The 24,877-nt window shown below is 70.3% G+C and carries 21 protein-coding genes; 16 read left to right on the top strand and 5 right to left on the bottom strand.

Going from position 1 to position 24,877, the window contains the following annotated elements; all coding sequences use genetic code 11:
* Positions 1 to 6: 6 nt before the first annotated feature.
* Positions 7 to 561: a hypothetical protein gene (locus EV140_RS03985; protein WP_130281322.1), complete on the top strand. Its 555-nt coding sequence runs from the start codon at positions 7 to 9 to the stop codon at positions 559 to 561.
* Positions 562 to 624: 63 nt separating this feature from the next.
* The gene (locus EV140_RS03990) at positions 625 to 2,043 is read left to right on the top strand and encodes an L-serine ammonia-lyase (protein ID WP_241971283.1); all 1,419 of its coding nucleotides are present in this window, start codon (positions 625 to 627) and stop codon (positions 2,041 to 2,043) included.
* A 422-nt stretch (positions 2,044 to 2,465) separates the two neighbouring features.
* Here EV140_RS03990 and EV140_RS03995 read toward each other — a convergent pair whose 3' ends face one another.
* Positions 2,466 to 2,873, bottom strand: coding sequence for a GreA/GreB family elongation factor (locus tag EV140_RS03995; protein WP_130281324.1), 408 nt, complete (start codon positions 2,871 to 2,873; stop codon positions 2,466 to 2,468).
* A gap of 127 nt (positions 2,874 to 3,000) precedes the next feature.
* Here EV140_RS03995 and glmU point away from each other — a divergent pair, with 127 nt between their 5' ends.
* Both glmU and EV140_RS04005 read left to right on the top strand, forming a co-directional pair.
* Positions 3,001 to 4,449, top strand: coding sequence for a bifunctional UDP-N-acetylglucosamine diphosphorylase/glucosamine-1-phosphate N-acetyltransferase GlmU (glmU, locus tag EV140_RS04000; protein WP_130281326.1), 1,449 nt, complete (start codon positions 3,001 to 3,003; stop codon positions 4,447 to 4,449).
* A 71-nt stretch (positions 4,450 to 4,520) separates the two neighbouring features.
* Complete coding sequence (locus tag EV140_RS04005) at positions 4,521 to 5,498, top strand: ribose-phosphate diphosphokinase (RefSeq protein ID WP_130281328.1); 978 nt, start codon at positions 4,521 to 4,523, stop codon at positions 5,496 to 5,498.
* Between the two features lie 46 nt (positions 5,499 to 5,544).
* On the opposite strand, the gene EV140_RS04010 is transcribed toward EV140_RS04005, so the two are convergent.
* A complete protein-coding gene (locus EV140_RS04010) occupies positions 5,545 to 6,390 on the bottom strand; it encodes a DUF6671 family protein (RefSeq protein WP_130281330.1) in 846 nt (281 codons plus the stop codon).
* Between the two features lie 8 nt (positions 6,391 to 6,398).
* Positions 6,399 to 6,770 carry a hypothetical protein gene (locus EV140_RS04015; RefSeq protein ID WP_130281332.1) on the bottom strand — a complete coding sequence of 124 codons (372 nt, stop codon included), beginning with the start codon at positions 6,768 to 6,770 and terminating at the stop codon, positions 6,399 to 6,401.
* A gap of 57 nt (positions 6,771 to 6,827) precedes the next feature.
* Between EV140_RS04015 and EV140_RS04020 the strand changes: the two genes are divergently transcribed.
* Positions 6,828 to 8,147 carry an APC family permease gene (locus EV140_RS04020; protein ID WP_130281334.1) on the top strand — a complete coding sequence of 440 codons (1,320 nt, stop codon included), beginning with the start codon at positions 6,828 to 6,830 and terminating at the stop codon, positions 8,145 to 8,147.
* Positions 8,144 to 10,105, top strand: coding sequence for a CoA transferase (locus EV140_RS04025; protein WP_130281336.1), 1,962 nt, complete (start codon positions 8,144 to 8,146; stop codon positions 10,103 to 10,105). The genes EV140_RS04020 and EV140_RS04025 overlap by 4 nt, the downstream gene beginning before the upstream one ends.
* Before the next feature lie 33 nt (positions 10,106 to 10,138).
* Here EV140_RS04025 and gndA read toward each other — a convergent pair whose 3' ends face one another.
* Entirely contained in the window at positions 10,139 to 11,587 is a 1,449-nt protein-coding gene (gene gndA, locus EV140_RS04030) for an NADP-dependent phosphogluconate dehydrogenase (RefSeq protein WP_130281338.1), read from the bottom strand.
* A 95-nt stretch (positions 11,588 to 11,682) separates the two neighbouring features.
* Here gndA and EV140_RS04035 point away from each other — a divergent pair, with 95 nt between their 5' ends.
* The 4 genes from EV140_RS04035 (at position 11,683) to mfd (ending at position 17,207) form a co-directional block, all read left to right on the top strand.
* Positions 11,683 to 12,186 (top strand): gluconokinase, encoded by a 504-nt coding sequence (locus tag EV140_RS04035; RefSeq protein WP_130281340.1) that lies wholly within the window; start codon positions 11,683 to 11,685, stop codon positions 12,184 to 12,186.
* 149 nt (positions 12,187 to 12,335) lie between these two features.
* Positions 12,336 to 12,950: a 50S ribosomal protein L25/general stress protein Ctc gene (locus tag EV140_RS04040; protein WP_130281342.1), complete on the top strand. Its 615-nt coding sequence runs from the start codon at positions 12,336 to 12,338 to the stop codon at positions 12,948 to 12,950.
* A gap of 24 nt (positions 12,951 to 12,974) precedes the next feature.
* Positions 12,975 to 13,598: an aminoacyl-tRNA hydrolase gene (gene pth, locus EV140_RS04045; RefSeq protein WP_130281344.1), complete on the top strand. Its 624-nt coding sequence runs from the start codon at positions 12,975 to 12,977 to the stop codon at positions 13,596 to 13,598.
* A 30-nt stretch (positions 13,599 to 13,628) separates the two neighbouring features.
* Entirely contained in the window at positions 13,629 to 17,207 is a 3,579-nt protein-coding gene (gene mfd / locus EV140_RS04050; protein ID WP_130281346.1) for a transcription-repair coupling factor, read from the top strand.
* On the opposite strand, the gene EV140_RS04055 is transcribed toward mfd, so the two are convergent.
* Positions 17,132 to 18,031, bottom strand: coding sequence for a CPBP family intramembrane glutamic endopeptidase (locus EV140_RS04055; RefSeq protein WP_130281348.1), 900 nt, complete (start codon positions 18,029 to 18,031; stop codon positions 17,132 to 17,134). The genes mfd and EV140_RS04055 overlap by 76 nt on opposite strands.
* Positions 18,032 to 18,413: 382 nt before the next feature.
* On the opposite strand from EV140_RS04055, the gene EV140_RS04060 reads away from it, so the two are divergent.
* From EV140_RS04060 to eno, 6 genes are all read left to right on the top strand, one after another.
* Positions 18,414 to 19,172, top strand: coding sequence for a nucleoside triphosphate pyrophosphohydrolase (locus EV140_RS04060; RefSeq protein ID WP_241971284.1), 759 nt, complete (start codon positions 18,414 to 18,416; stop codon positions 19,170 to 19,172).
* A 16-nt stretch (positions 19,173 to 19,188) separates the two neighbouring features.
* The gene (locus EV140_RS04065; protein ID WP_130281350.1) at positions 19,189 to 20,112 is read left to right on the top strand and encodes an ABC transporter ATP-binding protein; all 924 of its coding nucleotides are present in this window, start codon (positions 19,189 to 19,191) and stop codon (positions 20,110 to 20,112) included.
* Positions 20,109 to 21,200: an ABC transporter permease gene (locus tag EV140_RS04070; RefSeq protein WP_130281352.1), complete on the top strand. Its 1,092-nt coding sequence runs from the start codon at positions 20,109 to 20,111 to the stop codon at positions 21,198 to 21,200. The genes EV140_RS04065 and EV140_RS04070 overlap by 4 nt, the downstream gene beginning before the upstream one ends.
* 314 nt (positions 21,201 to 21,514) lie before the next feature.
* Positions 21,515 to 22,117 carry a TetR family transcriptional regulator gene (locus EV140_RS04075; protein ID WP_130281354.1) on the top strand — a complete coding sequence of 201 codons (603 nt, stop codon included), beginning with the start codon at positions 21,515 to 21,517 and terminating at the stop codon, positions 22,115 to 22,117.
* A gap of 47 nt (positions 22,118 to 22,164) precedes the next feature.
* Positions 22,165 to 23,448 (top strand): histidine--tRNA ligase, encoded by a 1,284-nt coding sequence (gene hisS, locus EV140_RS04080; protein WP_130281356.1) that lies wholly within the window; start codon positions 22,165 to 22,167, stop codon positions 23,446 to 23,448.
* Positions 23,449 to 23,510: 62 nt separating this feature from the next.
* Entirely contained in the window at positions 23,511 to 24,791 is a 1,281-nt protein-coding gene (gene eno / locus EV140_RS04085) for a phosphopyruvate hydratase (RefSeq protein WP_130281358.1), read from the top strand.
* Positions 24,792 to 24,877: the final 86 nt, after the last annotated feature.

Raw genomic sequence — 24,877 nt, forward strand, 5'->3', positions numbered from 1 at the left:
CGCGCTGTGCGTCTGCGATCCCACGACGACGTGGCACCGGCGGCCGCGGTACCGCGAGACGCTCTCGAGCAGGCGTGGGCCGACATGTACGAGTGGACCCACGCTGACTGGCGCCCGGTCGGGCCCGATGCACGGGGAGCATTAGTCGAGGACCTTTGGAGCGAGATCGACCCCCACCTCTCGTCGATCGCTCTTCCGGCAACCGGCGCAATCGATGCCGTACTGCTCGTCTTCATCGATGGCGGTCGGCCGGTCGTCGCGGGCGAGACGGTCTCGCGTGACACCTCGGCCGGCAAGCGTCTGCTCGAGGGTTGCCTGCGTCGAACGTTCGACCTGTTGGCCAGCGCGGGGTTCGCCGAAACCCTGCTCGACGCCCACGAGACCGATCCCCACTTTGCGTCACTGTTCGATGCTCTGGGGCCGGTCACCCATTGGCACCGCATCGTCGAGTTCCGCCCCGGACGTCGCTCACCCCCGAATCGTGCGCCCACGAACGACCTACGGCAGAATGACTCCAGCGGTTCGACGGCGCCCGCACAACGGGGCCGCGCGCACCGCTGAGCCCGTCCGGGCCCTGCGCGCCCCACCCGTGGCGCCGCATCCCGGCTAGCCCCAGGAGCCGCCGTGAGCATCCCCGTCGCCCTCGCCACCCCGCTGGCTGAGCGCACCTATATCTCGGTCCTCGACCTGTTTCGGGTCGGCATCGGACCCTCCAGCTCGCACACGGTCGGCCCGCTGCGCGCCGCCCGCGCCTTCGTCGACGAACTCGCCGCCAGCGGCCAACTCGACACTGTCGCCCGCGTCGCGTGCGTGCTGTTCGGCTCGCTCGGCTCGACAGGCGTCGGCCACGGAACCCCCGGAGCCGTGCTCGCCGGCCTCGCCGGCTGCGACGTCGAGACGGTCACCCGCGACGACGTCGCGCGCGTGACCGCCGACGCCGACAGCGGGATGCTCGCCCTGCGCGCCACCCACCCCGTCGCCTTCTCAGACGGCTGGCTCCGCTTCGCGCCACGCGAGCTGAAGCCGCGCCACCCCAACGCCTTGACCCTCACCGCGTTCGATGCGGATGGCGTTCCCCTCCGCGTCGACACCTACTACTCGGTGGGCGGCGGCTTCGTCGAGCACGACGGGGATGACCCGGCCGCGCTCGCGCGCGCCGCAAGCCCGCGCGTTCCCTACCCGTTCGCGACGATGGTCGAACTGCTCGCGCTCTGCCGCCAGCACGCGCTGAGCATTGCTGGGCTGGCGCGCGCCAACGAGGCGGCGATCCGTGGGGAGGCCGAGACGAGCATCCGGTTGGCGGCGATCTCGGAGGCGATGAACGCCTGCATCGACGCCGGCCTCACCGAGTCGGGCACGCTGCCCGGCAGCCTCCACGTGACGCGTCGAGCCGCCGCCATGGCGGCGCGGCTGCGCGAGCTTGATGCCGCGCCGACCCGCGACACGAGCCTCGAGTGGCTCCAGGCGTACGCGATCGCGGTCAACGAAGAGAACGCCGCCGGCGGCCGAGTCGTGACGGCGCCGACGAACGGGGCGGCGGGCATCATCCCGGCGGTGATGCGGCACGCGCTTGACGTGATTGACACGGCCGCCGCCGGCCCGGCCCGGGCCCAGGAGGAGTTCCTGCTCGTCGCCGGCGCGATCGGCGCGCTCATCAAATCGAACGCCTCCATTTCGGGCGCCGAAGCGGGCTGCCAGGGCGAGGTGGGATCGGCCGCGTCGATGGCCGCCGCTGGCTTCGCGCACCTGCTCGGGGGCAGCAACGAGCAGGTCGAGAACGCCGCCGAGATCGCCATGGAACACTCGCTCGGCCTGACCTGCGACCCCGTGGCGGGCCTCGTGCAGCTGCCCTGCATCGAGCGCAACGCGATCGGCGCGGGCAAAGCGGTCGCCGCCGCGCGCCTCGCGATGAACGGCGACGGCACGCACCTGATTAGCTTCGACACGGTCGTCGAGACGATGCGGCAGACCGGCCTCGACATGTCGAGCAAGTACAAGGAGACGAGCGAGGGCGGGCTCGCCGTCAACGTCGTCGAGTGCTGAGCGCCCGCAGGCTGCGAGGGTTCGCGACCCGCGGTCAGCACGCCCGGCGGCCGATTCTGGGCGTGATTCTGAGCCATCACATCTTTCCTGCGAAAACGGATGCTCTTCGCATTTTTCCCTGATCAGGGGCAAGAAAGGTGCGCCACGGTCTGGCTATGGTGGGCAAACACGCCAGCTGACGAAGGGACGCGTGAATCGCCATGTCAGGAAAATCGCCCCGATCATCCTCCGCCAAAAAAGAGCCCAAGCTCACGATCAAGGAAAAGCGTGAGCTTAAGCGAGAAAAGGCGCGGGCCACGGTCGTGAAGCCGCGCAAGTCTCGCTAGCCCGGCATCGCCGTCTGGGCGTCACCGTCCGGGCCGTAGTGTCCGCGCAGAACGCAGCCCCCTCCGCCACGCGGCGCAGGGGGCTGCGTCATGTCATCACCCGAACGGCTTGGTGGCGACGATGCTGATGCGCTGCTCGCCGGAGGGCGCGACGAAGGTGACGGCGTCGCCCACGTAGTGGCCGTTGATGGCGGTACCGAGCGGCGACGTCGGCGAATACACGTCGATGTCGAGACTCGAGTCGAGTTCGCTCAGGGTGCGGCTGCCGAGGAGGAATGTCGTCTCGCTTCCGTCCGAGTCGAAGCGGATCGTCACGATCATGCCCGGCTCGACGAGCCCGTCGTCGGGCATCTGGCCGACGACGGCGTTGCGCAGTAGCTCGCGAAGCTCGCGCGCCCGCACCACTGCGGCGTTGCTCGGCTGGCTGGCGGCCTCAAGCTGAACCAATTCAGCCTCGAGTCGCTGACGCGCAGCCAGCGTCAACCAGATCTTTTCCGACGTCATGCCGTCACTTCTCCTTGCACGGACCCACCCTCATCACCGTGGATGAGGCAAAATGGTCATGATATCCCGAAGGGTGACGCAGCAACGAATCCGGGGAGGACGAGCGCGCGCTGACAGAATGGTCGGCATGACCGACCAGCGCCTCGCCGTCATCGTGCTCGCCGCGGGAGCCGGAACCCGCATGAAGTCGCGCACCCCGAAGGTGCTGCACCGCATCGCCGGAACCCCGCTCATCGGCCACGTTCTTGCCACCGCCCAGTCGCTCGAGCCTGCGCACATCATCGCCGTCGTGCGGCACGAGCGCGAGCAGGTGGCCGCCGCAATCACCGAGCTGGCGCCCGAGGCGCACATCGTCGACCAAGACGAGATTCCGGGCACGGGGCGCGCCGCCGAGGTCGCCCTCGACGCGCTTCCCGACGGGTTCGACGGCGACGTGCTCATCGTGTCGGGCGACGTTCCGCTGCTCGACGCCGACACCCTCGCCGAGCTGCTCGCCGCCCACCGCGCGGCCGACGCCGCCGCGACCGTCTTGAGCGCGCACCTCGACGACGCGACGGGGTACGGGCGCGTGATCCGTGCATCCGACGGCGCCCTCGACCGCATTGTCGAGCACAAAGACGCGACCGACGCAGAACGCGCCGTCACCGAAATCAACTCGGGCACGTACGTGGTGAACGCGGATGCTCTGCGCCGCTCGCTCGCGCACGTCACCACCGACAACGCACAGGCCGAGAAGTACCTCACCGACGTCATCGGCGTGCTGCGCGGTGAGGACGCGACGGTCGCGGCGATTCCCGTCGCGGAGGCGTGGCTCGTCGGCGGCGTCAACGACCGTGTGCAGCTGGCGGAAGCCGCCGCCCGCCTCAACGCGCTCATCGTGCGCGGCTGGCAGATGGCCGGCGTCACCATTCACGACCCTGCCACCACCTGGATCGAGCGGGGCGTCACCATTGAGGCAGACAGCGAGGTGCTGCCCAACGTGCAGCTGCGCGGCGCGACCCTCGTGCGGTCCGGCGCCGTCGTCGGACCCGACTCGACCCTCACCGACGTCGAGGTCGGGGCGGATGCGAAGGTCGTGCGCACCGACGCAACCAGCGCGGTGATCGGAGCGCGCGCATCCATTGGGCCATTCTCGTATCTACGACCGGGCACGGTCGTCGGCGAGGACGGCAAGATTGGCACCTTCGTCGAGACGAAGAACGCCGTGCTCGGGGCGGGCTCGAAAGTGCCGCACCTGTCGTACATCGGCGACACCACGGTCGGCGAGGGCTCGAACATCGGCGCCGGCACGATCACCGCCAACTACGACGGGGTCAACAAGCACAAAACGGTCGTCGGCTCACACGTGCGCACCGGCTCGCACAACGTGTTCGTGGCCCCCGTTAGGATTGGCGACGGAGCGTACACGGGCGCCGGAACGGTCGTTCGCAAAGACGTGCCGGCCGGGGCGCTCGCCGTGACGGCCGCCTCGCAGCGGATCGTCGAACGGTGGGTCGCGGCCAACCGGCCCGGCACGGCGGCGGCCGACGCCGCGGCAGCGGCGCAGGCCACGGCCGAGCAGAACGACAACAGCTAAGCCACCCGAGTAACGCACCAAGACCGGCGAGAAGTACCAATGCCGCAGCGGCGGCAGAAGGCGAGCACGACGTGGCCAGCATCAAGATCACCGGTCAGAAGCGGCTTGTCCTCGTGACCGGTCGCGCGCATCCGCAGCTCGCGCACGACATCGCCGAGTACCTGCAGACCGACGTCGTGCCAACCGACGCGCGCACCTTCGCCAACGGCGAGATCTACGCCCGCTACGACGAGAGCGTGCGCGGCTGTGACGCCTTCGTCATTCAGTCGCACGCCAACCCCATCAACGAGGCGCTCATGGAGCAGCTCATCATGGTGGATGCGCTCAAGCGCGCGTCAGCGAAGCGCATCACCGTCGTCGCCCCCTTCTACCCGTACTCGCGGCAAGACAAGAAGGGCCGCGGTCGCGAGCCCATCTCGGCCCGCCTCGTCGCCGACCTGTTCAAGGCCGCCGGCGCCGACCGCATCATGAGCGTCGACCTGCACGCCGCCCAGATTCAGGGCTTCTTCGACGGGCCCGTCGACCACCTGTTCGCGATCCCCGTGCTGCTCGGGCACTTCCGCGAGCAGCTCGACGCCTCGACCCTCACCGTCGTATCGCCTGACATGGGGCGCGTGCGCGTCGCCGACATCTGGAGCGACAAGCTCGGGGCGCCGCTCGCGATCATCCACAAGCGCCGCGACCCGCTCGTGCCGAACCAGGTCTCCGTGCACGAGATCGTCGGTGACGTCGAGGGGCGGGTCTGCCTGCTCGTCGACGACATGATCGACACGGGGCGCACCATCGTGAAGGCGGCGGAGGCTCTGAAGAAGAACGGCGCCATCGGCGTCGTCGTCGCCGCCACGCACGCGATCTTCTCGCCGCCCGCCTTCGACATCCTCCAGAGCGAGTTCATCGACAGCGTCGTCGTCACCGACACCCTGCCGGTGCCGGAAGACAAGCGCTGGGACCGCCTCACCGTGCTGCCGATCGCACCGCTCATCGCGCGGGCGATCCACGAGGTGTTCGACGACGGCTCGGTTACCTCGATGTTCGACGGCGCTGCGTAGGCGCGGCGAGGCGACCGCCCGGGTCGACGAACGACGACCGCCCCGGTCAGGGGTTACAGGCGTCGCAATATTGCGGGTCTGCCGTCGTTCTGCCCGGGATGTCGTGCACCTCGCGGTGCTCGCAGCGCGGGCAGCCGTGCACGTGAGCGCGTGCCATGGCAGTGGGCAGCCAGCACACCGCGCACGGGAGCCCGCGCACGGTCTCGACCCGCCCGAATCCCGGGCATCCACACACCGGACAGAGCACTGCTGCGCGCTGCGCTAGGTCGCGAGCGGCCTCGGCGATGCGCTCCATCCGTCGAGGGTTGGCGTGGGCGCGCAGGTCGGATTCGACGGCGACCGCCCCGTCGTCAGAGAGCTCGCGCGCCCAGTCGAAAGCGAGCCGCAACTCGTCACGGTCGCGAACGCCCTTCCAGAAGCGCGGGTCATCGAGCGCGTTCGGGCGAACCACGAGCCAGTGGGTGGGAAACCCGGCGCGCTCGGCGATGCCGTCCAGCTCTTCCCCCGTGCGGGCGACCCCGTGGACGTGCGGTGAGGGCCCATCGGCGATCCCGACGATTTCAATGTCGCGATCGCGATCGACCAGCATGATGAGCTCGCGGTTGTGGCTGACGAACCCGAGCAGCGGGTGGCGGTCAAATGAACCTTCGCTGCCGAGCCCGATCGGATGCCCCGACAGCTCAATGGCCGTCAAGGCCTTGGTCCGCGCTGCCTCCCATTGGGTTCCTGCGCGATCGACGTCGCGGGTGAATGTGCCCAGTTGATCGGTGTCGAAGCCCTGGACACGGGCGACGGTGCAACCGAGTTCCGCCTCGAGTGCCGCGGCGACGACCGTTTCTTTCCCGTGCTGCGTGAGGAAGCCGACTGTCAACCGGTGGTAGGGGTGAGGCATGGGAGGCCTTAGGTTCCGGTGCGAGGTTCCAGGCTGGGGCGGCCCGGTATAAGCCCGAGCACAGCGATGCGCACTTCGCCGGCGGGCGACAGGGCGTAACAGTTCCAGCCGAGTAGCCGCGGGTCGGTGAGATCGAAGGCGATGCGAGAGGGCACTCCGGGTGCTGCATAGAAGTCGACCGCCATTCGGCAGGCCTGCGCGGCGGTGTTTCGCGCGACCGACCACGTACCGAGCGCTCCCGGAATCACGAGCGCCAGCATCGCCACAATGCTCACCCAGCGGAGGACACGTCGGCGCCGCTCCCACGGTGACAGGCCCGCGCTGGAGTCGCGGTCGGGGTCGTCGGGCCACTCGCGCAGCTCGATCGGGTCGTCGTTCATCGCGCCCAGTCTGGCACGCGCTCCCTGCTCGCCCCTGCGCCGGGTAGGGTTCAGCCCATGCCCGCGGAACCCGAAACCGCAGACGAGAGTACGCCACACCCCACCGCCGTACCCGCGGCCCACGGTGCCCTGGCGCGCCGTGTTCGCCTGCCCGGCGCGATCGGCATCGGCCTGGCCTCCATGATCGGTGCAGGCGTGTTCGCCGTGTGGGGTCCGGCGACCGACGCCGCGCGGGGCGGACTGATCATCGCGCTCGTGCTGGCGGCGCTCATCGCCACCCTCAACGCGTTCAGTTCCGCGCAGCTGGCAATGGCGCACCCCGTCGCGGGCGGAGCCTACGCATTCGGCCGCCGCTACGTGGGGCCCTGGACGGGCTTCAGCGCCGGCTGGTTGTTCGTCACCGGCAAGACAGCTTCGGCCGCCGCGATCGCGTCGATCGCCGCCGCCTACCTGTACCCGACGGAGCCGACTCCCGTCGCGGTGGGCCTCATTGTTCTGTTTGCCGCGCTCAACATGGCCGGCGTGCGCACGACGGCGCGGGTGGCGATGGTGATCGTGGCGACGGTGCTGACCGGCCTCGCCGTCGTGCTCATCGCGACGGTGTCGGGCGGCGCCGCAACCGACCTCGAACCCGTGACGAGCATCCTGCATTCCACGAGCCCCTACGGGGTGCTGCAGGGGGCAGCCCTGCTCTTCTTCGCGTTCGCCGGCTACGCGCGCATGGCGACCCTGGGTGAGGAGGTGGTCGAGCCGCGCCGCACTCTGCCGCGCGCCATCTTTATCGCCCTCGGTATCGTCCTCGTTCTGTACGCGAGCGTCGCCGTGCTTCTCATCTCGACGCTGGGGGTGAACCGGCTCGCCCTCAGCACCACCCCGCTCGCCGACGTGCTCGCGCCCGCGTGGACCCCGCTCGTCGTCATCATCGCCGGTATCGCCTGTCTCGGCTCTCTGGTCGGAATCCTCGCCGGCCTCAGCCGCACGAGCCTCGCCATGGCGCGCGAGCGCGACCTGCCGGGTCTTCTCGCGCGCGTCTCGCCGCGCACGTCCGCTCCGATCGTTGCCGAGGGCCTCATCGCCACGCTCGCGGTCGTCATCGTCGTGCTGCTGGAACCGGCGCACCTGGTCGCCGCCTCCAGCGCGGCGGTGCTGCTCTACTACGCCGTCGCCCACTTGTCGGCCCTGCGTCAGCCCCCGGCTGAGCGGTGGCAACCACGTGCCGTCGCGATCGCGGGGCTGGTCGGCTGTGTCGTGCTGGTTGCCGCGCTCCCGCCCCTGTCGATCCTCGGCACCGCGTGCCTGCTCGCCGTCGGCCTCGTGCTGCGGATGCTCGCGGTGCGCCTCCGCGCCCGCTCCGCCCCCGAGGCGGTCGCCCGGTGACGGCCGGAGCGGTGCGTCCGGATGCCGCGCCCGCTGCGGTCGCGCCGGCGATGCCGACCGACCTGTGCGAGCCGCACGGCGCCGCGATCATCGGCCACGGACCCTACGATGCGCGCTTCCCCGTGTCGGCGTTCGCGTCCGCGTCGGTGGCGACCTTCGCGACGGCGGTGGCCGAGCTGGTGGGCGGCGAAGCGACCCCGCTCGTCGACGCGCGCCTCGCCTCCGCCTGGTTCGACCGGGCGGTGCGGCCGCGCGAGGCGCAGCCGTCGCCCTGGCACCCGCTGAGCGGCGACTATCGCGCCGCCGACCGGTGGGTGCGCCTGCACATGAACGTGCCGGCTCATCGGGCGGCGGCGTTGGAGGCCCTCGGCGTGTCTCGCGTCGTCCCCGAGGGGGAACCCCCGCACGAGCCCGACCGCAACGAGGTCGCCGCAGCGGTCGAGGGCTGGTCGGCGCTCGAGCTGGAGGAGGCCGTCGTGGCGGCGGGCGGGTGCGCGGCGGCGTTGCGGTCCGCGAACGAGTGGGCCGAGCATCCGCAGGGCCGCGCGGTCGCCGAGCAGCCGCTCGTCACCGTGGAGCGCGGGGAGCGCAGTGAGCGTGAATGGCCGGCGGGGTCACCCGAGCGGCCGCTGGCGGGCGTGCGCGTGCTCGACCTGACTCGCGTGATTGCCGGCCCCGTCGCAACGCGTGCGCTTGCGCTGCTCGGCGCCGACGTGCTGCGCCTCGACCCGCCCGACTGGGAGGAGCCGGCGCTCGAACCCGACATAACTCTCGGCAAGCGCTGCGCCCGGCTCGACGCTCACGAGGTGGAGGGCGCCGCGACGCTGGCCGCGCTCATCGCCGAGAGTCACGTGCTCGTGCACGGCCTCCGCCCGGGAGCGCTCGACGCGCTCGGCCTCGACGCCGCTACTCGTGCCAGCCTGCGCCCCGGGCTTGTCGAGGTTCAGGTCAGCGCGTACGGCCCCACCGGCCCGTGGGCCGAGCGTCGGGGCTTCGACAGCCTGGTGCAACTGGTCACGGGCATCGCGGACGCGCGTGGCGAAACCGCCCCCGACGCCGCGCCGGTTGCCCTGCCCGTGCAGGCGCTCGATCACGCGACCGGCTGGCTGGCCGCGACCGCCGTCGTGCGGGGTATCTCGCACGCGCGCGCGACGGGGGAGGGCAGTGCCAGCCACGTGTCGCTCGCGCGCACCGCGCACGAATTGCAGCGCATGGCGGGGGAGCGTGCCGACAGCGAGACCGCGCCCCCGCCCGCGCCCGTGTCCGCGCGTGACGCTGACGACGCGGAGTTTCCCGCGCATCCCGTCGACACCGCCTGGGGCGTTGTTGACGTGCTGGCCGCGCCCTTCTCGATCGCCGGCGTGCGCGTCGAGGCGCTGCAGCCGCCGCGTCCGCTCGGCAGCGACGACCCCGACTGGGCGCCGCTCGACGCGCCCGCCCGACGCGAGCGCACGGCCAGTGCCGTGTCCGTGCCGCGGCGCCGCGTTCCCGTCTGGGCGGCGCTCAGCGGCCTGCTCGTGTGGGCCGGGCAGGGCGTGCCGCTGACGCTGGGAGGCGCGATGCTCGGCACCGCCGTGCCGAACCCCGGCTGGTGGACGTCGCCCGTGTGGGCGGCCGGCGCCGCCGCTCAGGCCGTTGCTCTGCTGCTGACCTGGTTCGCCCTCTCACGCGTCACGAACGTGGTGGGCGTGCTCGCCGCGACCATTCCTCTCGGGATGCTCGCGCACGTCTCCGCCGCGACCGCCGTCGCGCTCGCTACCGGCGCCGCATCCCCGCCCGCGCTCGACGCGGGGCTGAACCTGCTCGCGCTGCACTGGGCGAGCGGGGCGGCGCTGATCGCGGCGAGCATCCCGATTCTGTTGATGCTCACGCCTCTGGGCGCGGGGGCCGGCGCGCTGAATCGCCGCGCGTTCGCGCCGCGGTACGCGCGCCGGGGCCGCGGCCGGCGCGCCGCCTGAGCGACGCCGCGCGTCGCGGCCGGCGCGTCCTGCCTAGTGCAGGTCGTCCGCTTCGATCTCGGTGCGGTCGCCCGACCACAGGGTGTGGAAGGTGCCGTCCTTGTCGACTCGCTTATAGGTGTGCGCGCCGAAGAAGTCGCGCTGGCCCTGCACGAGCGCGGCGGGCAGGCGCTCGGCGCGCAGGCCGTCGTAGTACGACAGCGACGAGGCGAACGCGGGCGTCGGGATACCCGCAAGCGCGGCGCCGGCGACGATGCGACGCCACGACGGCAGCGCGGTCGACACGGCGTCGGCGAAGTAGGGGGCGGTGACGAGGGCGACGAGGCCCGGGTCGTCGGCGTAGGCCTCGGTGATGCGGTTCAGGAATTGGGCGCGGATGATGCAGCCGGCGCGCCAGATCTTCGCGATCTCGCCCTTTTTGATGTTCCAGTCGTACTCGGCGGCGCCGGCGACGATCGCGTCGAAGCCCTGGCTGTAGGCGATGATCTTCGACGCGTAGAGCGCCCGGCGGACGTCCTCGACGAATGCGGCACGATCATCCACCGACCAGGTTTCGGTGGCCGAGGGAAGCGACTGTGCGGCGGCGCGCTGGGCGGGCGCCGACGAGAGCGAGCGGGCGAACACGGCCTCGGCGATGCCGGAGACCGGAACCCCGAGGTCGAGTGCGGTCTGCACGGTCCAGGCGCCGGTGCCCTTCGCGCCGGCCTGGTCGAGGATCACGTCGACGAGCGGCTTTCCCGTCGCGGCGTCGACCTGGCGCAGTACCTCGGCGGTGATCTCGATCAGGTAGCTCTCGAGCTCTCCGGTGTTCCACTCCGCGAAGATGTCGGCGATCTCGGCCGGCTCGAGCCCGCCCACGCGGCGCAGCAGGTCGTAGGCCTCGGCGATCAGCTGCATGTCGGCATACTCGATGCCGTTGTGGATCATCTTGACGAAATGGCCGGCGCCGTCAGTGCCCACGTGCGTCACGCAGGGCTCGCCGTCGGCGACCGCCGCGATTGACGTCAAGATGGGGCCGAGCGTCTGCCACGCCTCCTCCGAGCCGCCGGGCATGATCGAGGGGCCGTTCAGGGCACCCTCTTCGCCGCCCGAGATGCCGGCGCCAACGAAGTTGATGCCCGTCTCGCGCACGGCCTTCTCGCGCCGCACCGTGTCGGTGAACAGGGCGTTGCCGCCGTCGACGATGATGTCGCCCGGCTCGAAGACCTGCACGAGCTCGTCGATGACCGCATCCGTGGGGCGGCCCGCCTTCACCATGATGATCGCGGTGCGCGGCTTCGTCAGCGCCGCGGCGAACTCGGTGTAGTCCTTCGCGGCGACGAAGCCTGCCTCGGGGTGCTCGGTGACGAGCGTCTCGGTCTTCTCCCACGAGCGGTTGTAGACGGCGACCGTGTTGCCCTCGCGGCTCGCAAGGTTGCGGGCCAGATTCGACCCCATGACGGCGAGTCCGACGACTCCGATGTTGGCGGTGGGCTGGGTCACGGGCGACTCCTCTAGGGGGTGTGGTGGCGAGGCCGTATTCCAGCCTAGAGCCTCGGGTGCGTGCCATCCTCCGCGTCCCGGCTAGCGTGGAGCACATGCCCGCCCCCATTAGCGTGATCGTCGCCGGGGTCTCTGGCTCGGGCAAGTCAACGGTGGGGCGTGCGGCCGCGGCGCTCGCCGGCGTGCCGTTCATCGACGGTGACGACCTGCACCCCGACGAGAACATCGCCCTCATGTTCGCGGGCACCGCCCTCACCGACGCCGACCGCGAACCCTGGCTGGATGCTGTGGCCGCCGCCGCGCGCGACCACGCTCCCTGCGTGGTCGCCTGCTCGGCGCTTGCGCGTCGCTATCGCGACCGGCTTCGCGATGGGGGTCCGAGCATCCAGATTGTGATTCTGGATGTGCGGGCAGAGGAACTGCGTCGACGGCTCGAGTCGCGCACCGGGCATTTCATGCGCGCGACGATGCTCGACTCGCAACTGCTCGCTCGCGAGCATCCGGAGGACGAGCCCGGTGTCACCGTCGTCGATGGCACGCAGAGCGTCGAGACGCTCGCGCGCACGGTCGCGGCGCTCCTGGGCCGTGCCGTAGACTGACCCACTGAACTTCGGCGAGGGCGCGCCCGCAAGGGTGTGCCGTGATCGACGCGGTGGGTGCGGCATGCGGTCGTTCCTCACGCGCACACGCGTTCGAGTTGACACAGACGATCGGGCCCAGGCCCCCCAATCATGAAATGAGTACAGCCATGGCTGACCAGAACAAGCTGAGCGCCGACGAGCGCACGTCCTTCGGCAAGGGCGCGGCGCGCAAGTTGCGCGCCACCCACAAGATCCCCGCCGTGCTGTACGGCCACGGAACCGACCCCCGCCACATCACGCTGCCCGGCCACGAGACGTCGCTGCTGCTGCGTAAGTCGAACGTGCTCGTCACGCTCGACATCGCTGGCGATGAGCAGCTCGCCCTCGTGAAGGACGTGCAGAAGGACCCGGTGCGTCAGCTGATCGAGCACATTGACCTCATCGTCGTCCGCAAGGGCGAGAAGGTCACCGTCGATGTGCCCGTGCACGTCGAGGGCGAGTCGGCCCCCGGCACGATCCACGTCGTTGACCACAACACGCTGACCGTTGAAACCGAGGCGACCCACATCCCCGAGGCGTTCACCGTCTCGATCGAGGGCCTCGAAGAGGGCACCCAGATCCTCGCCGGCCAGGTCGAGCTGCCGAAGGGCACCACGCTCGTCACCGACGCCGAGGCGCTCGTCGTCAACGTCACCGTTCCGGCCGCGCCGAAGGATGAGGACGAGTCGGCCGAGGCCGAGACCGAGAGTGGCGACGCCTCCGAGTCGGGCGACTCCGAGTAATCGGCACCCCCGCGATCACGCCGCATGTTTGGACTCGGAAGGCAGAAGCCTCCGGCCGCCGCTGATCGCGACACCTGGCTGGTAGTCGGGCTCGGGAACCCCGGGCCCGGCTATGCCGGGAACCGTCACAACGTCGGGCAGATGGTGCTCGACACTCTCGCGGAGCGCGTCGAGGCGAGACTGTCGCGCCACCGCTCAACGACCATGCTCGCCGAGGCGCGCCTTCGCCCCGGCGGGCCGAAGCTGATTCTGGCGAAGCCGCTCAGCTACATGAACACCTCCGGCGGCCCCGTTTCCGCCGCCGCGAAGTACTTCGGCATCCAGCCCGACCGCGTGATCGTGGTGCACGACGACCTCGACCTGCCCTTCGAGACGCTGCGCCTGAAGTCGGGCGGCGGGCACGGTGGCCAAAACGGTGTGCGCGACATCATCAAGGCCCTCGGCACCCCCGACTTCCTGCGCGTGCGGGTGGGCATTGGCCGCCCGCCCGGTCAGCAGAGCGCGGCCGACTACGTACTGCGCGACTTCCCCTCCTCCGAGCGCGCACAGTTGCCGTTCCTTCTCGACGAGGCGGCTGACGCGATCGAGCGCATCATCGACGACGGCCTCGTCGCCGCGCAGCAGCGCCACCACGCGCCCAAGGCGTAGGTGCAGGAGTCGCGCGTACACTTGCGCGACGTGACTCTCGAGCGGTTAATTCCGGCGCTTCAGCGCGCCCAGACATTTTCTGACGCCCTCGAGTACGCGGGGCGTTCGGCCGAGTTCTCCACCGTCGAGGGGCTTCGCCTTCCGCTCATCGCGGGGCTGCTCGAGCGGCGCGACGGCCCGCAGTGCCTCCTCGCCATCACCGCGACCGGCCGCGAGGCGGAGGCGGTGCGCGAGGCGTGGGAGTGCCTCGACCCCGACGCCACCGTGCTCGACCTGCCCGCGTGGGAGACCCTGCCGCACGAGCGCCTCAGCCCCAGCGCCGAGACCGTCGGCCGACGCATCCGCACGCTGCGCGCGCTCGCCGACTGGGCGGATGCTCCCACCGGCACAATCGTGGTCGTCGCCTCTGTGCGCGCCGCTCTGCAGCCCCTTCCCGCGGGTCTCACCGACATCGAGCCGGTGCTGCTCGAGCTGAACGGCAGGGGTTCGGAGCTCTCCGACGTCACCCGCCGACTCATCGACCTCGCGTATTCCCGCGTCGACATGGTGACGCGCCGCGGCGAGTTCGCGGTGCGCGGCGGAATCCTGGACGTATTTCCGGCCGTCGCCGAGCATCCCGTTCGCGTCGAGTTCTTCGGCGACGAGGTTGATCAGATTCGCGAATTCTCGGTCGCCGACCAGCGGTCGCTGCCCGACACGGGCATCACGCGCGTCGAGTTGCCGCCGACCCGCGAGCTGCTGCTCACCGACGGCGTTCGGCAACGCGCGCGCGAGATGCTGCACGAGTTTCCGAGCCTGTCGTCGATCCTCGAGAAGGTGGCCGAAGGCATTCCGGTCGAGGGCATGGAGAGCCTCGCGCCGGCGCTCGTCGACCGGCTCGTGCCGCTGACGACCTACCTGCCCGAGAACGCGGCCGTTGTGGTGCTCGGCCCCGAACGTGTGGCGACCCGCGCCGCGAATCTGGTCGAAACGAACCGCGAGTTTCTGAGCGCCGCGTGGCATGCCGCCACGGCCGGTGCCGAGTCGCCGATCGACCTCGACGCCGGCGACTTCCTGACCGTGCAGGCCCTGCGCGAGTCGGCCGGGGATCGCGCCTGGTGGACGGTCAGCCAGTTCGACGCCGACGAGCCCGGTGTCGTGCGCGTCGCCGCCGACCCGCCGCCGTCGTTCGCGGGCAAGAGCGGGGGAGCGGTCGACCACGTCGTCGACCGCCTGGCTGACGGCTGGAGCATGATCGTCGCGGCGGTCGGCCCCGGACTCGTCGAACGCGCCCGCGACGTGCTCTCGGACGCGGGCGCCGCCGCGCGTCCCGTCGACGCGCTGCCCGAGACGCTCGAGCCGGGCGTCGCGTACCTCGTGCGCGGCAGCGTCGAGCAGGGCTTCGAGCTACCCGACGTGAAGCTCGGGCTCTTCGGCGAGACCGAGTTCTATGGCCGCAGCGTCGGCTACGACTCGCGCCAGCCGAAGAAGCTCGCGAGCCGCCGCAAGAACGTCGTCGACCCGCTGCAACTGAAGGCGGGCGACTTCGTCGTGCACAACACCCACGGCATCGGCAAGTTCATCGAACTGGTGCAGCGCGAGGTGTCCACTGGCGGCGGCCGCAACGCCCAGAAGTCGACCCGCGAGTTCCTCGTCATCGAGTACGCGCCGTCGAAGCGCGGCTACCCCGGCGACAAGCTGTACGTACCCACCGACCAGCTCGACCTGCTCACCCGCTATGTCGGCGGCGAGGCACCGGCGCTCAGCAAGATGGGCGGCAGCGACTGGGCGGCCGCGAAGGGTCGCGCGCGCAAGGCCGTGCGCGACATCGCCGTCGAACTCGTGAAGCTGTACTCGGCGCGCATGTCGAGCAAGGGATTCGCGTTCCCTCCCGACACCCCGTGGCAGCGTGAGCTGGAGGAGGCGTTCCCGTACGCCGAGACACCCGACCAGTTGACGACGATCGACGAGGTCAAGCGCGACATGGAGTCGCCGATCCCCATGGACCGCCTGCTCGCCGGCGACGTCGGCTACGGCAAGACCGAGGTCGCCGTGCGCGCCGCATTCAAGGCGGTGCAGGGCGGAAAGCAGGTCGCCGTGATCGTGCCGACCACACTGCTCGTCAAGCAGCACATGGAGACGTTCGCCGACCGCTTCGCCGGCTTCCCCGTTCACCTGCGCGCGCTCAGTCGATTCCAGTCCGACCGGGAGGCGAAGGAAACGATCGACGGGCTCGCGCGCGGCACGGTCGACGTCGTGATCGGAACCCACCGCATTCTCAGCCAGGGCATCGCCTTCAAGGATCTGGGCCTCGTCATCATCGACGAGGAGCAGCGTTTCGGCGTCGAGCACAAGGACGCGCTCAAGAAGCTGAAGACGAACGTCGACGTGCTTGCGATGTCGGCCACGCCCATCCCGCGCACCCTCGAGATGGCGGTGACGGGCATCCGCGAAATGTCGACGCTCGCGACCCCGCCGGAGGATCGGCACCCGATCCTCACCTTCGTGGGGCCCTACAGCGACAAGCAGGTGGCGGCGGCGATCCACCGCGAGCTCTTGCGCGAGGGCCAGATCTTTTACGTGCACAACCGCGTGTCGAGCATCAACCGGGTCGCCGCGAACCTCGCCGAGCTGGTCCCGGATGCACGCATCGCGATCGCGCACGGACAGATGAGCGAGAGCGCCCTCGAGCAGGTCATGGTGGACTTCTGGGAGCGCAAGTTCGACGTGCTCGTCTCGACGACCATCATCGAAACCGGCCTGGACGTTGCCAACGCGAACACGCTCATCATCGACCGCGCCGACAAGTACGGGCTGTCGCAGCTGCACCAGCTGCGCGGACGCGTCGGCCGCGGGCGCGAGCGGGCCTACGCCTACTTCCTCTACGACGAGACGAAGCCGCTGACCGAGACCGCCCACGACCGGCTGCAGACTCTGGCGGCGAACAGCGACCTCGGCGGCGGCATGGCGATCGCGATGAAGGATCTCGAGATCCGCGGCGCGGGCAATCTGCTGGGTGCCGAGCAGGCGGGACACATCGCCGGCGTCGGCTTCGACCTGTACCTGCGCATGATCGGCGAAGCGGTCAGCGTCTTCCGCGGCGACGCGGCGGAAGAACAAACCGAGCTGCGCCTCGAATTGCCGGTGGATGCGCGCATCCCCGAAGAATTCATCGAGTCAGAGCGGCTGCGCCTCGAGGCGTACCAGAAGCTGTCGACGGCGGCGGCTCCGGCGAGCGACGACGAGGCGCTCGGCCAGGTGCGCGAGGAGCTCGCCGACCGCTACGGCGACCTGCCTGAGCCAGTGCTCGCCCTGCTACGGGTGTCGCAGTTGCGCCGCACCGCGCAGAAGGTGGGGCTGTCTGACGTCGTCGTGATGGGCTCGAACCTGCGCCTCGTTGGGCGCGAGCTTCCCGACTCAAAGCAGCTGCGCCTGCAGCGCATGTACCCGGGGTCGAAGTGGTGGGGTCAGACGCGGACCGCGCAGGTTCCGCTGCCGAAGGACGCCTCAGACGACGACCTGATCACGTGGGTCGGGTCGGTGCTCGAGAACCTTTACGACGCGGGGGCGTCGTCGGATGCTCGTGGTGCGTCGGACGCGTCGGCGTCGGCGTCGCCGTCGGCGGGCTGAGCGCCGTCGGTGGGCTCGTCGATCGCGCGCGGCGCGAGCGGCAGGGGCTTCGGAAACCGCACCGAGCCGGGCACCGTGTGCACGCGGTATACGGCGGCGGGAATGATGACGAGCGTGCGCAGGTCGAAGAGGGCGTGTAGCGCCATGACGAGCAGGATGCTGCCGCTCAGCACGTAGACGACGGTGAAAGCGAGCCCGATGAGTGTCGTGACGGCGACACCGACGGGCCCCTGGTACGCGTGCAGCAAACCAAAGACGAGGGCGGCGAGCCCGAAGGCGCTGAGCGGTTCGCCGGTGACGATGACGAGAAGGGCCGGCAGGGCGAGGCGGAACAGCAGTTCTTCGCTGACGCCGGCGTTGACCGACAGGGCGGCGCCCCAGCCGAGTTCGGGCCGGTTGCGGGGGAGGAGTGCGGCGATGTCGCCGACGACGATGACGCCTCCCTCTTTGCGGGCGGAGCGGACGCCGACGACGGTGAGGATCGCGATGGCCGTCAGGGTGGCGATGATGAGCGCGATGCCGATTCCGCCGCTGAGCCAGCCGCGCGCCGCGGCGATGGGGGCGAGCTGCTGGGTGGCGACGAGCAGTGGCTCCACGTAGTCGCGCGTGGCGATGAGGATCGCGGCGCCCGTCAGGCCGAAGAGGACGAGTGACTCGATGAGCCAGCGCCGCATCATCTGCTGGCGTTTGGCGGTGGAGCGGTAGCGGCGGAAGCGCCGAAACTGCCGTCGGTCTTTCTGTCGGGCGCGCACGATGAACGCCGCGATGAGCGCCGCCGCCGCGACGGCGGCGATAACGCGGGTGAGCGGTTCTGCCTCGAGCACGCCCCCACCCTGCCACGCCCGCCCTGCCGCCCGGTGTGTGCGCCCGCCGCTCGTCGCGCCCGCCTAGCCCTGCCGCGCCCCCTCGCCCGCCCGCCTAGTGCGCCCTGGCCTGCCCCTCGCCCGCGGACACACATCGCCCCCAAAACTCCTTCCACAACAGCGGAAGGCTGAATCTCGTTCGCCCGTTCCGCTGTTCTGGAAGGCGTCGCGGAATAGGTTGCTTCACTTCTCCGCTGTTCTGGAAGGCGTCAGACCAAAGGGCTTTCACTTTTCCGCTGTTCTGGAAGTCGCGGGGAGGGGTGAGGGCGTTCCGCGGCGGGCCGGTTGTCGGGGCAGCGACGGCAGGGGAGGGTGATCGCGCCCCTCCTGGCAGGATGGCCGCATGGCGATGTCCGACCCGGCCCCTGAGTCGAGCCCCCACCCCAGCCCCCATCCGAGCCCTGACCGGCGCGCACAACTCACTCCTGAGCCCCATCCCGAACTCGACCGTCTCATCGCCGTGATGGCCCACCTTCGGGCGCCGGGTGGATGCGCGTGGGACGCCGAGCAGACCCACACCAGCCTCGCGAAATACCTCATCGAGGAGAGCCATGAGCTGGTGGAGGCGATCGAGCACGGCACCCGCGACGACATCCTCGAAGAACTCGGAGACGTGCTCTACCAGGTGCTCTTCCACGCCGACATCGCGGCCGCCGACCCGGATGCGCCCTTCACGATCGACGACGTCGCCCGCGTCAGCGCCGAGAAGATGATCGGCCGCCACCCGCACGTGTTCGGCGACGTCACCGCCGATACCGCCGAGGAAGTTTCCGCGAACTGGGAGCAGTGGAAGCGGCAGGAGAAGCCCGCCCGAACCTCCTCGCTTGACGGCCTGCCCGTCGCGCTCCCGACTCTGGTCCGCGCCGAGAAGGTGCTGGGCCGCGCTGAGCGCATCGGTATCACCCCCACTGACGCCCCCACGACGGGATCCCCCGAAACGCTCGCCGACGAGACGGCGCTCGGCCACTACCTCCTCGCCCTCGTCGCGGACGCTCGTGCCCGCGGCCTCGACGCCGACCGCGCTCTCCGCGCCGCCGTGCGCGAGGTGGAAGACCGCATCCGCGCGTCGGAAACACAAAGTGCCCCCGCGCATCCTGAATGATGCTTGACTGTGCGGCATGACCATCGCTCCCGCGATCAGTGCCGCCGGTGTCGCCCGCTCATTCGGCGACGTGCACGCGGTTCGTGACGCCAGCTTCACGGCCCACTTCGGCCAGGTGACCGCGCTCATCGGGCCGAACGGCAGCGGCAAGACCACGCTGCTTCTCATGCTTGCCACCCTGCTCAAGCCGGACGCTGGCGAGATCCGCATCGACGGCCACGACCCCGTCACTGACGCGCGCGCCGTGCGGCAGGTCACCGGGTGGATGCCCGACGTGCTCGGCTCGTGGGGAAGCCTCACCGTGCGGCAGTCCATCGAGACGACGGCGCGGCTCTACGAGCTCAGCCCCGCCGACGCCCGCGCCCGCGCCACCGAGCTGATCGACCGCATCGGCCTCGGCCCGCTCGCCGACCAGCCAAGCCGCGTGCTCAGCCGCGGCCAAAAGCAGAAGCTCAGTCTCGCCCGCGCGCTCGTGCACCGCCCGCGGGTGCTGCTGCTCGACGAGCCAGCGTCCGGCCTCGACCCGGCCGCCCGCGTCGAACTGCGAGTCCTCGTGCGTGAGCTCGCCGCCGATGGTGCCGCCGTGCTGCTCTCGAGCCACGTGCTCGCTGAACTCGACGAGATGAGCGACGCGGCCGTCTACCTCGACCGGGGCGCGACCGCGAGCGCCGAAAGCGTCGACCGGGCACGAGCATCCGCCCGCCGCTGGCGCATCCGCGCCCTCGACGCGGCCGCCCTGACCGCGGCGCTCGCCGACGCCGGCCGCCCGGCCGTCGGCGCCGACCATCTCGGCGCCCTCGTCGAGGTGACCGGCGAGGCCGACGCCGCCGCTCTGCTCACCCACCTGGTGAGCGCCGGTGTCGGCATCGCCGCCTACGGCCCCGCCGTCGGCGACCTCGAACAGACCTTCCTCGACCTCGCGAAGGGAGGCGAGCGATGAGCCCGCGCCTCGCCGTTCTCGGCACCATCGTTCAGCTCGAACTGCGCCAGCGCATCCGCTCCGTGTCGTGGCTCGTGCTCGTCAGCGTCGTCTTCGTGCTCGTCGGCATCGTCACCGTGTTGCTGTGGTTCGCCCTGCCCGCCTTCGGCAGTGATGACCTCGCGAGCGCCGGCATCTACTCGACCCTGATCTTCTTCGTGCTGCTCATCGGCTCGCTCGTCACTCCCGCCACGAGCGGCGCGGCCATCAACGGCGACCGGGATGCCGGAACCCTCGCCACCACGCAGGTCACCCTCGTGACGACGACGCAGCTCGTGCTCGGCAAGTTTCTCGCCGCGTGGACGGTGGCGCTGACGTTCCTCGCCGCATCCGTGCCGGCGATGCTGTTCACGGTCATCGTGGGGGAGGTGCGCCCCGACACGCTCGTCGCCTCGCTCGGGGTGCTCGTACTGCTGCTTGGTGTCGTCGCGGCTGTCGGCGTCGGGGCATCGGCGCTCATCACGCGCCCGCTGTTCTCGGTCGTCACGACCTACCTTGTCGTCGCGGCGCTGAGCGTCGGAACCCTCATCGCCTTTGGGCTCGGATCGTTGGCGGCCCAAACCACGGTCAGTTCGACGTACACGCCCCTGAACTACGACGAGAGCGTTTTCGACGGAGAGGAGGGTCGCTGGACGACCATCGTCTGCGGCGAGCCGCAGCTCAACAGCTACGAGGTGCCGCGCACGGACACAGTGTGGGGTTTCCTGGCGGCGAACCCCTACGTCGTCCTCGCCGACGCGTCGCCCCCCGTGTGGGATGAATGGGGCAACCCGCGCGATCTGTTCGGCGGCATCGCCTTCGCCGTTCGCGCCGCGCAGCAGCCACCCGAGCCTCCGCTCGACTACGACGAGTGCGCTGACGCGCGTGGCGAGGGTGGCCAGCAGTGGCAGCAGGGCCCCACACCCCGCGAGATTTACGACGCGAGCGTGCCGAGCTGGTTCGTGGGCCTCGCGATACACCTCGCCCTCGGCGGCGGGATGCTCGCGGCGGCGATCGCGCGCACGCGCACGCCGGCCGCATCCCTGCCCCGCGGCAGCCGGGTCGCGTAGCGCTGACCAGCTCGCGGTCGTGAGGTTCGCGCATGCGCGCGCCGAGCATCCACTAACGGGTGCGTCAACGAAAATGGCGCCCCGTCAACCCGAATGACGAGGCGCCTTCGGCGCGCGGAGACCGGTGTCTCACTCTCGCGCCGCCGGTGGCGCGTCCCCCGACGCGACCACCTGGTGGTGATCCCGCGTCAGTGCGGGCGTGAATCAGCAGCAGCTGAGCACGCTCTCACCCTCCCCAGGGCGGTCTTTGCTGTGCTCGTGACCGATTATACATAACAGTTGTAATCATAACAACCGTTTGTTATTCTTTTTTTATGGCGCGACGCTCCGACCCCACCCGCAAGCCCGAACTGCTCGCGCAGATCATCGAGTACTTGCGCGACCAACCGCTCAGCGCGGTCACCTTTCGCACGCTTGCCGACGCCCTCGGGGTGAGTCCGTTCACGCTCGTATACCACTTCGGCACGCGCGCCGAACTCATCGCCGACATCATTCGTGCGGTGGGGCAACGCCAGCAGTCCGTCATCGACGCCGAGCTCGCGCTCGAGCCGTCGCTTGACGTGCACATCCAGGCGATCCGTGACTCGTGGGGAGGATTCCTGCACCCCGCGACTCGTGCGCTCTTGCGACTTGAGTTCGAGGCGGCCCTGCTGCAGGTCACCGACAGCGACCTCGAGGTCGGGGGCCGCGACGTGCACGATCGCTGGGTCGAGTGGGGTGCCGAGGCGCTCGAGCGCCTGGGCGTTCAGCGCGAGGCCGCCCTCGTCGAGTCTCGCGCCCTCGTCGACCAGCTGTACGGCGTGCAGTTCGACCTGGTCGTCACTGGCGATGAAGAGGCCGCGACCGCCGCCTGCGACGTCATGATCGACAGCTACCGCCGCCGCATCGAAGCGCTGCTGCCTGCCGCTGTCGCGTAGCGGTTGCGGGGCCATCTCGCGCGCGACGCCGTGAGAGAATCGCCCTCATGCCTTCGCCCGTGACGCCGCCCCGCGGCATGCGCGACATCCTGCCCGCCGACAAGGCCCGCCGTGAGGTGCTGCTCGCCACGATCCGCGACACCTACCGGCGCCACGGTTTCGACGAGATCGAGACTCCCGTCATGGAGGACTCGTCGCGCCTGCACGCGGGCCTCGGCGGCGACAACGAGAAGCTCGCCTTCGCCGTCATGAAGCGCGGCCTGACCCCCGATGACCTGCGCTCTGCGACCGCCCCGCTCGACCTCGCCGACCTCGGCCTGCGCTTCGACCTGACCGTGCCCCTTGCCCGCTTCTATGCGAGCAACCGGGCCGAACTTCCGAACGTGTTTCGGGCCATCCAAATTGCGCCCGTCTGGCGGGCCGAGCGACCCCAGAAGGGCCGCTACCGCCAGTTCGTTCAGTGCGACATCGACATCATCGGCGAGCCCGGCGTCATCGCCGAGATCGAGCTCATCGCGGCGACGGTCGACGCGCTCGACGCTCTCGGAGTTCCCGGCTGCACGATCCGCATCAACGACCGCCGCCTGCTGACCAGCATGCTTGCGGCCCTCCGCTTCCCGGCCAATCAGGCCGACGCCGTGCTCATCACGCTCGACAAACTCGACAAGATCGGTGTCGACGGGGTGCTCGCCGAGCTCCGCGACCGCGGGCTGCCCGAGGCCGCGGTGGCGGCCCTCGCGGAGGTGCCCGCGCTGCGCGCAGCGGCCGCCGGGGAGAGCGCGGTGAGCGCCGTCACGGCCGACGCGATCCGCGCATCCCTGCCCGCCGGAATCGACGAGACGGCCGTCGCCGACCTGGCCGCGATCGCCGACGCCGTCGGCGCCGACGTACCGCTCGCCTTCGACCCCTTCCTCGTGCGCGGCATGGGCTACTACACCGGCCCCATCTTCGAAGTCGCGAACCCCGAGCTCGGTTACTCGCTCGGTGGTGGCGGCCGCTACGACGGCATGATCGGCCGATTTGCCGGCACCGACGTGGCCGCGTGTGGCTTCTCGCTCGGCTTCGAACGCCTCGTCGACCTCGTGACGAGTAGCCAGGATGCCCGCGGCGGCTCCGCGCTCGTCGTCGACAAGGACGTCGCCGCATCCGACACGATCGCCCTCAAACGGATGCTCGTGGCCAGCGGCGAGCGCGTTCGCATCGTTGCGCGCACCAACAACATGCGCGCCCTGCTCGAGAGGCTCGAGGTCGACGGGTACACGCGCTTCGCCAGCGTCCGTGCCGGGGAGCGCGACGTCGCCGCCCTCCAGTGGCGCGCCCTCGGCGAGTAGGCTGGTTCTCGGCCCCGCTCGTGTCAGGGCCGAAACCCACCACCACCGTTAGGAGACCTTCCGTGGCTGCAATCGAGGCCGTAGGCGCTCGCGAGATTCTCGACTCCCGTGGCAACCCGACCGTCGAGGTGGAGGTGCTGCTCGACGACGGAACCGTGTCGCGCGCCGCCGTTCCCTCCGGCGCATCGACCGGCGCCTTCGAGGCGTACGAACTGCGTGACGGCGACAAGGGCCGTTACCTCGGCAAGGGCGTGCTGAAGGCCGTCGACGCCGTCCTCGACGTGCTCGGCCCCGCCATCGAGGGCCTCGAGGCGAGCGACCAGCGCCTCATCGACGCCGAGCTGAAGGTCGCCGACGGCAGCGACAACAAGTCGAAGCTCGGCGCGAACGCGATCCTCGGCGTCTCGCTCGCCGTCGCGAAGGCGGCCGCCGACTCGGCCGACCTGCCGCTGTTCCGCTACGTGGGCGGCCCGAACGCGCACCTGCTTCCCGTGCCGATGATGAACGTCATCAACGGAGGCGCGCACGCCGACACGGGCGTTGACGTGCAGGAGTTCATGATCCTCCCCGTCGGCGCCGAGAGCTTCACCGAGGCGCTGCGGTGGGGGGCCGAGACCTACCACGCCCTCAAGGGCGAGCTGAAGGCCGGCGGATACGCCACGGGGCTCGGCGACGAGGGCGGCTTCGCCCCTGACCTTGCTGGCACGAAGGCGGCGCTCGACTTCCTCGTTGCCGCGATCGAAAAGGCCGGATTCCGCGCCGGAACCGACATCGCGCTCGGCCTCGACGTGGCAGCCACCGAGTTCTTCGAGAACGGGTCGTACCGCTTCGAGGGCAACGAGCGCACCGCCGAGCAGATGGCCGCCTTCTACGGCGAGCTGCTCGACGCCTACCCGCTCGTCACGATCGAAGACCCGCTGTCGGAAGACGACTGGGACGGCTGGGCCGCGCTCACCGCGTCGATCGGCTCGCGCACACAGATCGTCGGCGACGATCTGTTTGTCACGAACCCCGCCCGCCTCGGCGACGGCATCGCCCGCGGCACCGCCAACTCGCTGCTCGTGAAGGTCAACCAGATCGGCACGCTCACCGAGACGCTCGACGCGGTCGCCCTCGCCCAGCGCAGCGGCTACACGGCCGTGCTGTCGCACCGCTCGGGCGAGACCGAAGACACGACGATCGCCGACCTCGCCGTTGCGACCAACTGCGGTCAGATCAAGACCGGCGCTCCCGCCCGCAGCGAGCGCGTCGCCAAGTACAACCAGCTGCTGCGCATCGAGGAAGAGCTGGGCGAGGCGGCTGTTTACGCTGCGCGGAGTGCATTCCCGCGCTTCACGGCGTAGCCGAGAAACGCAGGCCCGGGGCCATTTCTGGCCCCGGGGCACCCGCGCCGGCGGCCGTCTCGGTCGCCGGGTGTCGGCCCCGGCTG

It is taken from the genome of Microcella alkaliphila (assembly GCF_004216855.1).
GTDB lineage: Bacteria > Actinomycetota > Actinomycetes > Actinomycetales > Microbacteriaceae > Microcella > Microcella alkaliphila.

Excerpts from the sequence above, each read along its gene's own strand:
- EV140_RS04020 (WP_130281334.1), top strand. The coding sequence starts at position 6,828 with ATGCCCGCGGAACCCGAAACCGCAGACGAGAGTACGCCACACCCCACC.
- EV140_RS04060 (WP_241971284.1), top strand. The coding sequence starts at position 18,414 with ATGGCGATGTCCGACCCGGCCCCTGAGTCGAGCCCCCACCCCAGCCCC.
- EV140_RS04075 (WP_130281354.1), top strand. The coding sequence starts at position 21,515 with ATGGCGCGACGCTCCGACCCCACCCGCAAGCCCGAACTGCTCGCGCAG.
- hisS (WP_130281356.1), top strand. The coding sequence starts at position 22,165 with ATGCCTTCGCCCGTGACGCCGCCCCGCGGCATGCGCGACATCCTGCCC.
- EV140_RS04065 (WP_130281350.1), top strand. The coding sequence starts at position 19,189 with ATGACCATCGCTCCCGCGATCAGTGCCGCCGGTGTCGCCCGCTCATTC.
- EV140_RS03995 (WP_130281324.1), bottom strand. The coding sequence starts at position 2,873 with ATGACGTCGGAAAAGATCTGGTTGACGCTGGCTGCGCGTCAGCGACTC.
- EV140_RS04070 (WP_130281352.1), top strand. The coding sequence starts at position 20,109 with ATGAGCCCGCGCCTCGCCGTTCTCGGCACCATCGTTCAGCTCGAACTG.
- EV140_RS04035 (WP_130281340.1), top strand. The coding sequence starts at position 11,683 with ATGCCCGCCCCCATTAGCGTGATCGTCGCCGGGGTCTCTGGCTCGGGC.
- glmU (WP_130281326.1), top strand. The coding sequence starts at position 3,001 with ATGACCGACCAGCGCCTCGCCGTCATCGTGCTCGCCGCGGGAGCCGGA.
- EV140_RS04040 (WP_130281342.1), top strand. The coding sequence starts at position 12,336 with ATGGCTGACCAGAACAAGCTGAGCGCCGACGAGCGCACGTCCTTCGGC.
- EV140_RS04015 (WP_130281332.1), bottom strand. The coding sequence starts at position 6,770 with ATGAACGACGACCCGATCGAGCTGCGCGAGTGGCCCGACGACCCCGAC.
- EV140_RS04010 (WP_130281330.1), bottom strand. The coding sequence starts at position 6,390 with ATGCCTCACCCCTACCACCGGTTGACAGTCGGCTTCCTCACGCAGCAC.
- pth (WP_130281344.1), top strand. The coding sequence starts at position 12,975 with ATGTTTGGACTCGGAAGGCAGAAGCCTCCGGCCGCCGCTGATCGCGAC.